The organism is Aquimarina sp. Aq78 (assembly GCF_900299525.1).
In the GTDB taxonomy this organism is placed as follows: Bacteria; Bacteroidota; Bacteroidia; order Flavobacteriales; family Flavobacteriaceae; genus Aquimarina.
In genome coordinates this window covers 94,997-107,455 of sequence record NZ_OMKA01000029.1, presented here as the reverse complement: position 1 = coordinate 107,455, position 12,459 = coordinate 94,997, and the positions used below count along the sequence as shown (strand labels likewise).

General features: G+C 33.3%; 8 protein-coding genes. 2 read left to right on the top strand and 6 right to left on the bottom strand.

Translation table 11 applies throughout. From position 1 onward, the window contains the following. Positions 1–20: 20 nt before the first annotated feature. The 3 genes from DG435_RS19970 to DG435_RS19960 form a co-directional block, all read right to left on the bottom strand. Positions 21–632: an SIMPL domain-containing protein gene (locus DG435_RS19970; protein WP_106793663.1), complete on the bottom strand. Its 612-nt coding sequence runs from the start codon at positions 630–632 to the stop codon at positions 21–23. Positions 633–662: 30 nt separating this feature from the next. Further along, complete coding sequence (locus DG435_RS19965) at positions 663–1,007, bottom strand: zinc-ribbon domain-containing protein (protein ID WP_106793664.1); 345 nt, start codon at positions 1,005–1,007, stop codon at positions 663–665. Positions 1,008–1,088: 81 nt separating this feature from the next. Next, positions 1,089–1,508, bottom strand: a complete 420-nt coding sequence (locus tag DG435_RS19960; RefSeq protein WP_024768909.1) for a hypothetical protein — start codon at positions 1,506–1,508, stop codon at positions 1,089–1,091. A 265-nt stretch (positions 1,509–1,773) separates the two neighbouring features. Between DG435_RS19960 and DG435_RS19955 the strand changes: the two genes are divergently transcribed. Next, positions 1,774–7,236 (top strand): gliding motility-associated C-terminal domain-containing protein, encoded by a 5,463-nt coding sequence (locus DG435_RS19955; protein WP_108840659.1) that lies wholly within the window; start codon positions 1,774–1,776, stop codon positions 7,234–7,236. Positions 7,237–7,239: 3 nt separating this feature from the next. Further along, entirely contained in the window at positions 7,240–8,166 is a 927-nt protein-coding gene (locus DG435_RS19950; RefSeq protein WP_106795168.1) for a type IX secretion system membrane protein PorP/SprF, read from the top strand. Positions 8,167–8,218: 52 nt separating this feature from the next. Here the strand turns inward: DG435_RS19950 and DG435_RS19945 are convergent, their stop codons facing one another. The 3 genes from DG435_RS19945 to DG435_RS19935 all read right to left on the bottom strand — a co-directional run bounded on the left by DG435_RS19945 (position 8,219) and on the right by DG435_RS19935 (position 12,451). Beyond that, on the bottom strand, positions 8,219–8,863 hold the full coding sequence (locus DG435_RS19945) for a response regulator transcription factor (protein ID WP_106795169.1): 645 nt from the start codon (positions 8,861–8,863) through the stop codon (positions 8,219–8,221). Between the two features lie 87 nt (positions 8,864–8,950). Then, positions 8,951–11,101: a tetratricopeptide repeat-containing sensor histidine kinase gene (locus tag DG435_RS19940; protein WP_108840658.1), complete on the bottom strand. Its 2,151-nt coding sequence runs from the start codon at positions 11,099–11,101 to the stop codon at positions 8,951–8,953. A gap of 69 nt (positions 11,102–11,170) precedes the next feature. Further along, positions 11,171–12,451 carry an exo-beta-N-acetylmuramidase NamZ domain-containing protein gene (locus DG435_RS19935; protein WP_106792236.1) on the bottom strand — a complete coding sequence of 427 codons (1,281 nt, stop codon included), beginning with the start codon at positions 12,449–12,451 and terminating at the stop codon, positions 11,171–11,173. Positions 12,452–12,459 lie beyond the last annotated feature (8 nt).

The window sequence follows — 12,459 nt, the reverse complement described above, 5'->3', positions numbered from 1 at the left end:
TTTATTGATATACACCGTTATTATTCTAGTGTAAAAGTTACTTTTACAAGATGTTTTTGAATTTCTTCTGGTTTATGCATATTTATGTATTGCGTTCTGGAATCAGAATTTTCGATCTTTATGATATCCCCCAATTTTTTATTGAGATGATCAGCAGTTTTTTTGGCTTTCACTTTTGCATCTTCAATTGCAGTGAGTGTTAAAGCAGCCCATTCTGTATTGTTTTTTTCTTTGGCTACTGCTTCGACTTGCATAATTGTCAAACCATTCATCCTCTGTTTGGTGATTTTGATCACTTCTTCTTCAGAAGTTGTTGCATAATTGTAATATGAAATATCATTTACTTCTGAGTAAGATGCATACAATTGATAGAGAACATTCTTTTGAAACTTGCTAAAATCAACTCCTATAGTCTTTAACTTATCACTGTATAATTGTTTAACCTGTGATAAACTTTTGGGTTCGAGTTGCTGATATCCATTTGCAACGAGTTGTTTTAGCGAGATTGTAAGATAATAGTTGTTAACTTCTATCTTCTTATTCGCTTCTCCTACAATAGTTAGAGTCTCACTATTTTCTTGCGAAATAGATGATGCAAACGTTAGGAGCATTATAAAAACGAGTTTTTTCATTTTAAAAAGTTATATGATTTTACGTTGTTTCTATTTTACCAAATAAGGCAGTACAGTAAGTAATGCGATGAACACAACCAGAATCGTAAGTCCTGTATAGTGATACCATGGAGTTTTTATTTGATTGTTTTTAAAATCTTTAAAACTCTGTATCAATTGCTGACTCTGAAGTTCTTTTTCTTCAAAAGCTCCCTTACAATGACCGCAAACCGTGTATACTTTTTTCCCGATAGGAAAGAACGGTATCCAAAACACATGAATATATTTTCCATATCCTTGTATCCACATATTGTTTTCTGTATTACAATATGGGCAATTTCCTCCTTCTAATTTTGTGGGATGAATAGTTGAAGAACCTGTTCCAAATATGATCATGATGTTTTGGATTTTTTCTGCTAAATGGCAGTTGTTACTGTTGTAAGTACTATAAAAACAAGTTTTATAGAGGTGTTAATGTTAGTAAGGCAAAAATGATAATACGATCATTGCAGCACCTACAATTAAACCAAGGATTCCTAGTTTACCTTGTTTTGGAGCTAATTTTGCTCTTAGTTGGTTGGCTTTCTCTTTGGCCGCTTCATTTTTAGATAGTACAAGTTTATTAATCATACCAAAACCTAACATGAATCCTAGTACTGCCGAAACAATATTTCCTGCCAAAAAGGTTACCCATCGAATAGGGAATGTTGCAAGCCAGCCTATACCAAGGATTGAAGAAATGATTCCCCATATTCCCCAGAAACAAAATACAAGTCCGATCCAACCTTGATACGGTTCGATTTTTTCTAAAAGTTCTTTCGCGTTTGGTTTTTTAGATAGCAATAATGATGGTACTGCTATAATACTTAATAGAATTAATGTGATTCCCCAAATCATAATTTTTAGTTTTAAAGGGTTAGTATTTATTTTTCTTTTTGTGATTTTATAAATGACTTCTTATATCTATTTTTTTGATACATGTTTTGAAGACCAAAAAGCACAGTACAAAGATGAGAGATACAATTGCTGAGAAATACACCTTTTCTGGTGAAAATATGCACCCTGAAAACAGGGGGGTATTTGCATATGGTAAAACCCTACTTATAGTGAGTATTAATCCTAATGGAAAATATAGTTTTGTCATAAACATTTTTTTTTAAGGATGAGAAATAGTATGATTCAGTTTACAGGAAAATTAGAGTTTAGTGTAAAGATGTTTACCTTATATTTAATGGTATTGGGGAGTGTTTTTATGTCCTATGGACAGGGATGTCCAGACGTACCAATATCTATTTTAGATGGTGCTAATGGTTTGGTAATTGAAGGCTTAAATTCACAAGATGATTTAGGTTATTCAGTAAAAGATGCAGGGGATTTAAATAGGGATGGTATTGCTGATATTATTATAGGAGCCCCATTTGTTGATGGTGTTGTAGAAGATGTAGGTGAAGCTTATGTCATATTTGGAGAATCAGGTATATCTCTTACTTCTTTTGATTTAACAACTCTGGACGGCACTAATGGTTTTGTAATAAGAGGAACAAATCAGAACGATCGATTGGGTAGATCAGTAAGTAGAGCTGGAGATTTTAACGATGACGGATTTGATGATATCATAATAGGAGTCATTTCTTCTACAGGTTTAGGAAAGGCTATCATTATTTATGGAACTAACTCTGGGTTTTTACCATTATATCTCGAATCTAATATTAATGGAACTAATGGAATTATTATAGAATCTGATGTGACTGCAACTCAATTTGGTAATTCTGTTAGTTACGCTGGAGATATTAATGATGATGGAAAGGATGATGTAGTAATTAACGCACCTTTGTATGATGGTGGATTTAGAAATTCTGGACGTTCCTACGTAATTTTTGGAAATTCATCTATTAATAATATGAGTGTTTCGGTATTAAATGGAATGAATGGCTTTGTATTAGAAGGTTTAACACAAAATGATTCGGGTTATGAAACTAAAGTAAGTGATGCTGGAGATATCAATGGTGATGGATTTGATGATATTATCTTAGGTTTCCCAAGATATGATGAGGGAGGAACTCGAGATGCGGGTAGAATATGTGTTATTTATGGAAATAATATTGGTTTCTCTGCTTCGATTGACTTGTCTTCACTAAATGGAAGTAATGGATTTTCTATTCTGGGAGAAGAAGAAGGTGCAGCTTTAGGTTTTTCAGTGAGTACAGCAGAGGACTTCAATAATGATGGAGTTAAAGATTTTATAGCAGGTGCTCCTAGAAAAGATGTTAATACTCTTAGAGATATTGGAGAAGCCTATGTTGTGTATGGAAAAAATGTATTTCCATCTTCGTTTAGAATTTCAGATTTAAATAACACAAACAGTGTAACTATTAGAGGTGATGAAGGATATGAACCCTTTATTGGTTCTGGTTATAACAATTTAGGTTATGCTGTAGATGGATTGAATGATGTAAATAATGATGGAATTACCGATATTATAGTTTCTGCAACAGGTGGAGGAGCCGGTCATCAAGGAGGAGCATACATTCTTTTTGGTTCAAACTCTCATTCAGGGGTAATAGAGGCAGATGATATAGATGGAGTCATTGGTTATCAGGTTTTTGAAGATACTCGGTTTAGTAGACAGCGTTTTGGTTATTCAGTAAGTACTTTAGGAGATTTTAATGATGATGGCGCCTCAGATTTTGTTGTTGGAGCAATTCGGAGGTATACTAGTGCAACTACTAACGGAAGAGCCTATGTTTTTTATGGAGAAACTTTTGATCTTATAGATACCGAACTTCCAACAATAAGTTGTCCTTCAAATCAAGAATTATATTCTAATTCGGTATTACCAAATTATGTTTCGTTTCTGATTGACACCAACGATAATTGTACTTACCAAGGAGAACTTACCTTTACTCAAAACCCACCTCAGGGAACCATAATAACCAGTGATACCAATGTTACTGTCTTTGTGACTGATAAATCAGGAAATACAAATTCCTGTAATTTTTTGGTAACTATTAAAACAACAACATCTACTATAGAGTGTAATACAGCTTCTTTTCCAGTTAGTGATCTTAATGGGAATAATGGTATTGTAGTATATGGGGAAATGGCAATGGGACGAGCTGGTGGTGGAGAAAACCTAGATGTAGATACTGCAGGAGATGTAAATGGTGATGGAATACAAGATTTTATTATTGGAGCGACGGGTACAGATACAGCTTTTGATGGTCCCTATAATAATGAGAGAATGACAATGGATGGTTCTGCATATGTAGTATTTGGAACAAGTTCTGGTTTTCCTCCAAATATTGATTTAGCTCTTTTAGATGGTACTAATGGTTTTATAATTAGGAATGACACACCATTTACAAGCCAACCTGCTACGGGTGCTTCGGTGAGTAGTGCGGGAGATGTAAATGGAGATGGTGTCGATGATATTATGGTGAGTGATCCATTTAGAAAAACGGCTTTGGGATCAGAGTTAGGGTATACATACATCATTTTTGGTAGAAGATCAGGTTTTTTAAGAGAGTTTTTAATTTCTACTTTAGATGGAAATAACGGTTTTACCATTATTGGAGTTGACCCTTTTGAAAGACCTGGTTATGCCCTGGACAATATAGGAGATTTTAATGGGGATAACATCGATGACATAGCTTTGCTAGAAGGTTCAGGAAGTGGTAGTGCCTTAACAGGGAAGTGTCATATTCTTTATGGTACCAGATCTGCATTTCCTCCAGTCATTCGAGTAAATGAGATAAATGGACTTAATGGCTTTACTATTGTAGGAGATAACGTAACAGCAGGTAAAATAGGTTATCATGTTTCTGGCTTGGGAGATGTAAATGGCGATAATATAAATGATGTTATTATTGGAGGGAGAAAGGATAGAAAATTTGTTGTATTTGGAAGTGATAGCCCTTTCCCAGTAACACTAAATGTTTCGAGTTTAGATGGAACTAACGGTTTTGCTGTTGAACACAGTTCTGAAAGATTGTCAGGATTAGTAGGAAGCATAGGAGATATAAATGGAGACAGCTTCAATGATATGACTTTTAGTGGTCAATACGTGCTATTTGGAAGTGTTGGATTCCCTGCTGTTGTAGATCTCGCACTTTTAGATGGGACTAATGGGTTTTCTTTTGATGGAAGTTCAATAACAAATTGTGAATATGCCGGAGATTTTAATAATGATGGCATAGATGATGCTATCTTAAGCCAAAGAAATTCAGTTTCTTTGCTTTATGGAAAAAACAATTGGGAATCTACAATAACATTAACTTCTCCTTCGGTTTCAGTATTGCCTATTAGATTAGATTTAGGAAGCAGAAGAAATATTTCGGTAAGCCATGCTGGTGATGTGAATAACGACGACATAGATGATATTATAATAGGAACAAATGATGTAACATTTCGTTTTGATATAGATGCTCCTGCTCCAACCATATTTGTTATTTTTGGTCAAGACATTCCCGACATTGATCCACCAAATATTACTATTTGTCCTGGTAATCAAACACTAAGTTCAGGATCTCCGTTACCTGATTATACGGGTGATGTTGATGCTACCGATGATTGTGATACCAATCTAGAGATTACTCAAGACCCTGTTGCGGGAACCCCATTTACTGCAGATACAACAGTTACCATGACGGTAACCGATAATAGTGGGAAAGAAACTCAGTGTAGTTTTGAAGTAAGAACTCCTACTCTTACTCCTATAGTAAATCTTTCTGTTTCAACAAATACAGGTACGGAAACTGCAGGGACAGTAGTAACAGTTACAGCTACTTCTTCGATAGCTGTTGTAGGAGCTCAAACTATTGATATTGCTGCCGCAGGAGCAGGAATTACACCCTCAGATTTTGCCTTAAGTAATAGTACGATTACTATTCCTGATGGGATGACTACAGCTACAGTAACTTTTACTATTGTTGATGATACTGTTGTAGAAGGTACAGAAACGGCAACATTAACGATTAGCAATCCATCCACAGGTATTACCTTAGGAACAACTACAACGCAAGATGTTGTTATTACGGATAATGATTCAGCACCTATCCCTACAGTGAATCTTTCAGTTTCAGCAAATACAGGTACAGAAGCTGCAGGGACAGTAATAACAGTTACAGCTACTTCTTCGGGAGCTGTAGTAGGTGCTCAAACTATTGATATTGCTGCCGCAGGAGCAGGAATTACTGCTTCAGATTTTGCCTTAAGTAATAGTACGATTACTATTCCTGATGGGATGACTACAGCTACAGTAACTTTTACTATTGTTGATGATACTGTTGTAGAAGGTACAGAAACGGCAACATTAACGATTAGCAATCCATCCACAGGTATTACCTTAGGAACAACTACAACGCAAGATGTTGTTATTACGGATAATGATTCAGCACCTATCCCTACAGTAAATCTTTCAGTTTCAGCAAATACAGGTACAGAAGCTGCAGGGACAGTAATAACAGTTACAGCTACTTCTTCGGGAGCTGTAGTAGGTGCTCAAACTATTGATCTTGCTACCACAGGAGTAGGAATTACTGCTTCAGATTTTACCTTAAGTAATACGACTATTACTATTCCTGATGGGATGACCATAGCTACAGTAACTTTTACAATTGTCGATGATGCTCTTGTAGAAGGTACAGAGACGGCTACACTAACGATTAGCAATCCATCCACAGGTATTACCTTAGGAACAACTACAACGCAAGATGTTGTTATTACGGATAATGATTCAGCACCTATCCCTACAGTGAACCTTTCAGTTTCAGCAAATACAGGTACAGAAGCTGTAGGTACAGTAATAACGGTCACCGCCACTTCTTCGATAGCTGTTGTAGGCGCTCAAACTATTGATCTTGTTACCACAGGAGCAGGAATTACACCTTCAGATTTTATCTTAAGTAATAGTACGATTACAATTCCTGATGGTATGACTACAGGTGCAGTAACTTTTATGGTTCTAGATGATGCTCTTGTAGAAGGTACAGAGACAGCTACACTAACGATTAGTAATCCATCTACGGGTATTATCCTAGGAACGACTACAATGCAAGATGTTGTTATTACGGATAATGACAACCTTGTAATATGTACTATAGAAGCAGGAGAAGATGAAGAAATTATACAAGGACAGGAAGTACAGTTAAATGCTACCGCTTCGGATAATGGAACATTTGTTTGGACACCTTCAACAGGTCTTACTAATACTAATATTGCTAATCCTGTAGCAAACCCAAATCAGACGACAACCTATACTGTTCTTTTTACAAGTGATCTAGGATGTATTGAAGAAGATACAGTCACAGTTTATGTAGAAGCACAAGAAGAAGATCAAACACGATATGGTTTTTCACCAGATGGTGATGGAATCAATGAATATTGGGAGATTTATAACATTGAAAATTATCCTGACAATAAAGTATCGATATATAATCGATGGGGAGATATAGTTTTTGAAGTTGAAGGATATAATAATACATCAAGAGTTTTTAGAGGAATTGCTAATCGAAAGAGAAGTTTGGGAGGAGATAAATTACCCGAGGGGACATATTTCTTTAATATCAAAATAGAAGGTTCACATAACTTAAAAAAGCAAACCGGTTTCCTTGTATTAAAGCGTTAATTTATGAAAAAAGTATATATATTATTGATAGTTGCAATACTATCTAAAGGATTTTTATGCCCAATATTTGGGCAACAAACTCCGGTCTTTGCAAATTATAATTACAATACAGTAGTTATTAATCCAGCACATGCCGGTTTCTACCCCGATTCTGATATTACCCTCACAAATAGAGGATATTTAAATCAATTGGATGGTAGTCCCAGAAATATTGGGTTAACAGTGAATTCGCCATTACGCTCTAAAAATATGGGATTAGGAGCAGGAGTGTATAGTGATCAGGTAGGAGTAACTACAACTACAAGCTTGTTTGGGGCATATGCCTATAAAATAGTTTTTGACCACAATTATAACCAGGCACGATGGTGGTCTTATAACCCTAACGTATTATCTTTTGGAATTACCGGAGGCGCAATGATTTATAATGAAAATCTATTAGAATTAGGCATTCAGAATGATCCTAATTTTGCAAATAATATCAATACTGTTATCCCTACTTTGGGGGTAGGTGTTTTGTATAATAGAGAGCATATTTATATTGGTGTTTCTGCACCTAATTTATTAGGAGATTCTTTGTCTTCTGAAGACAATATTAATTTAGAGAATCCATATTATGCGTATACAGGATATCGTTTTTTTGCGACACGCTTTGAAGAAGTATTAATAACGCCCAGCGTTTTGGCTAAATATGTTTCTGGAGCACCAATTCAGGTAGATATTAATACGACAGTGAACTACAAAAATAAAATTGAAATTGGTGCTGGATACAGAACGAGTTCCTCGATAAATTTTCTTGCAGGGTTTTATATTTCTAATCACTTACGATTATTATATAATTACAATCAAACACTAAGAGATACTCCTATTAATAATACACATGGTATTATACTAAGCTACCGCTTAGGTGATGGGTTTAGTAATAAACGATAATAATCAGACTAAGATTCAATAGCGAATTGATTAGTCTATCAATATGTTTTTATCAAGATTTTATATACTTCATTTTTAAAGCATACTTAGTCAATCCAGCCAGATTTCTAACATTAAGTTTAGCAATTAGATTTTTTCTATAACTTTCGATGGTATGTTTACTCAAAAACAATTGATCGGCGATCTCTTGTGTGGTGTACTCTTGCGCAATAAGTGTAATAACATCAATCTCTCTTTGTGTAAGTTTAATATCTTCCTTCTTCTTTTTGGCAAATTTATTTTCTAAATAAATGTCTTTTATTTCTTTTGAAAAGTACTTCTCTCCCTTAAGTATAGTCTTTATAGCTTTTAAAAGTTCTTCTTTTTCAGCATTTTTAGGCACATACCCATCTACATCATGTTCAATAAGATTATCAATCATGTCAGCATCATTATGCATACTAACTACCAAGGTTCGTATGCTTTTCTTTCTTTCTTTTATAATCTTATTTAGAGAAATACCATCTAACTCAGGCATAGAAATATCTGTAATAATAAGATCTATTTTTTCATCGGGATTAATTTCCAGGTATTTTGCAATATGTTTACCGTCTTTGGCAGTTAATAAAATATTATATTCTTTTTCTGAGTTAAGAATGCTTAGTAAACCATCCAAAAACATTTTATGGTCATCTGCTATGATTAAATTATATTTCATTGGTTTATTATTTTTATAATTAGGTTTAGATAAAATTTACTATGCACAATTCTAATCCTGTTTATCATTAGATAGACTAGGATTGATTTAGTGATTGTAGCTCACTTTATCTTTAATTGATGTTAATGCCAGGACTTCTATATCTATAATGGTACCACGATTAATTCTGGAATCGATATGAAAAGTACCAGATACTTTTTTTAATCGATTTTTTATATTCTCAAACCCAAGTCCTGTAGCCTTGTTTTTTGCGTTAAAACCAATACCATTATCTTCGAATAGTACATTTATTATATTTTCTACCAGATTTAATTGAAGTTCTATAGAAGTAGCTTTAGCGTGTTTAATAGTGTTGGTAATAAGTTCCTGAATAATTTTAAAAATTTCGATCTGTAAAGTTTCGTCTAGAACATCAATTTCTGTTCTTGGGTATGCTACAAAAGAAGTGTTTAGACTAGTCGTACCGCCAATATTATTAAAATACTCTTCAAGTACATCACAAAAGTTATTTTCACTAAATTTTTTAGGGATTAAGTTATGCGATAAATTACGTACCTGCTCATAAGTGTCATCTAATTGATTGTTAATAGTTATTATTGTTTTCTTATTTCCATTAAGCACAGTGTTATTTAGTTGTAATTTTATAGCAGCAAGATTACCACCAATGCTATCGTGTAGCTCTAGCGCAATACGTTTTCTTTCTTTATCCTGACCTTTAATAGATGCTTTAATTAGTTTTAACTCTTGATCTTTAATTAAAGAAGAAATTTTTTGCTCACTTATTTCTTCCTGTTTTTTATTTAATTCACTCTGAGTCTGAAGTTTTTGATAGTATGTAAATAATAAACCAATAACTGGGATAAGAAGAATCAAAAAAGAGTACAAGATACTATTTTTAATACTTTTTTGTCTGGCTAATTTAGATTCTTGAATCTCTTGATCTTTTTTTAGTAATGTAATCTCATTAAGTTTTTTTTCTGAAGCATTCTGAAATGATAAAATCTTGTTCTGAGTTTCTCTTTTTTCAATCTCTTGTTGTAATCTAAGATTTTTGAGAGCTTCTTCTTGATTCCTTAAATCTAATTCTCGATTTGCATTTTCGACCTGTAGGACTTTTATTTCTTTTTCTTTTTGAAGGGTTTGATACCTTACTTCTAATTCATTAATTTCTTTATCATTCTCTAAAAAATGAATAGAATCTGTAAGCTCATAGAATTTTTCGGCATAAGAAAGTGCTTTCTTATAATTATTTTGAGAAATTGATATCTCTTTTAGTCTATAATAGATGTTTTTTTGATTATTTAAAAATCCAAGTTTTTTTGACTTGTTTAAAGCTAAAAGAATAATCTTCTCAGCTTCTTCATGTTTTTTTAGATGGTTTAGTACAAGACCTTTTTCTAGATATCCAGTGATTTCTATTTCAGGATATTGATGGGTGACTGCAATTTCTAATGCCTCATCAAACATTATCAAGGCCTGATCCATGTTACCCTGTTTTCGATAGGTAATTCCTATATTGTTTGAAATAATACTAATACAACGATTACTTTGGGATTTTTCACAGATTTCACGTGCCTTTGTTAGATATTGAATAGTTGCTTCATAGTTCTCCAAATAACCATATATATTAGCCATATTGACATAGCTTCCATAGACCATTTCTGGAACTTCTGTATATTCTAGACATTGTTTATAAAGATTTAATGAGTTATCATACTCTTTTGCTGATAGATAAGCATTTGCCAGACCAAAAGAATTAATATAATAGATACGTCTGTCATTGTATTTTTGCGAAATGTTAATTCCTTTTAAATGCCATTTTTTGGATTTTTCTTCAAGGCCTATTTTAGAATTTAGTATTCCTAACATGTTATAGGTTAAGCCATAAATCTCCTTTTTTATGGTGTCATTTTTGAAATGTTTAATTGTCAATACCCTTTTTGCATAATAGAAAGATGAATCAATTAAAGCTTTCTTTTTAAAATAAGAGGTTAGAATCAAGTTTAAATCAGCCTTAAATTGTCCGCTTTTTAATGCTTTTGTCTTGAATTGATGGTGAACTTTTTTATAAGCCTCTTCTTCTTTGCCATGAGTATTGACCAAAAGCTGAATTTCTTTAATTATCCTTCTTTCTTTTTCAGGAATAAATGGAGTACTACTCTTATCTACCTGTGCTCCCAGGATAAAAGGTAGGATGAATATACCATACACAATTGATAGATGTAATAATTTTAACATATACAAATGTATCAATTCTTCTGTATACTGACATCCCTGAAAATAGGGGTTTTTTAGAGTTAATTAATGCTATTGATAGATGAGATACTGCGCTCTTTTAACCTTAAATTTTTCAAGATCTTCTGTCCATGTATTTTTAATTTCTCGAAAAGAAAGACCTTGTTCAATTTGTTGTTGTAATTTTTTTGTTCCCGCGTGAATAGTGAATGATTTGGTGTTAAAAAACTTTTCTTTGATTTTGGTATGCTTATAAGCATTAATTAACCATTCTAGATTTATAGAATCTAATGCCTCATTTTTTCTTAAATCTTTTCCATAACATACTTCTCCTCTATGTTTAGGGTATTTAGAACCAAAATTTGGCCTGGGAATATATGCATAATCATATTTTTCTATAACCAGGTCGGGAGAACCATAAATTTGAAACTGTGTTTCGGTACCACGACCTGCATTTATGGTTGTGCCTTCAAAAAAACCAAGGCTAGGATATAAATTGATAGCTTTATCATTAGGTAAATTGGGTGAAGGTCGTATTGGTAAACTATATGAAGCAGTATGAGTGTAGTTTTTAACAGGAATAATATTGATCTCACAGGTTAAATCTTTTCCCAGCCAACCTTCGCCATTTACCATTTTTGCATATTCACCAATAGTCATACCATGAACTAATGGTATTGGATGTACCCCTAAAAAACTTGAATGCTCAGATTCTAAGGTAGGCCCATCAATGTAATGTGCATTTGGGTTAGGGCGATCTAGTATCAAAATTGGAATGTTATTTTCTGCACATGCCTGCATTACATAATGTAATGTCGAAATATAGGTGTAAAAGCGAACTCCTACATCCTGAATGTCAAAAACAACGATATCGATATTAGATAAAGCTTCTTTAGATGGTTTTTTGTTTTTTCCGTGTAGAGAAAAAATAGGAAGCCCAGTTTTAATATCCTTACTATCAGCTACTAATTCTCCAGCATCTGCCTTACCTCTAAAACCATGCTCTGGGGCAAAAACTTTCTGAATTTTAATATTTCTAGACAATAAAGAATCAACAAGATGTACATAGTTTTGACTAGTAGTGCTATCTTTAAAAATAACAGAAGTTTGATTTCCTACGATAGCTACTTTTTTATTTTCTAAAATCGGAATATAATCATCCGTAAGATTGGCCCCAACTACTATAGATTCTTGAATTTTTGTAGTATCTTGAGCAATATATGCCGCAGATATCGAGTTTTCAATTTTTAGAGAAGAAGGGGGTAAAGTTGTTTTTATTCCACTTACACAAGAAATAAAAATTATGAAAAGGAATAAAAATGTATTTTTGAATGCATTTCTAACAAAAACCATAGTTAAGC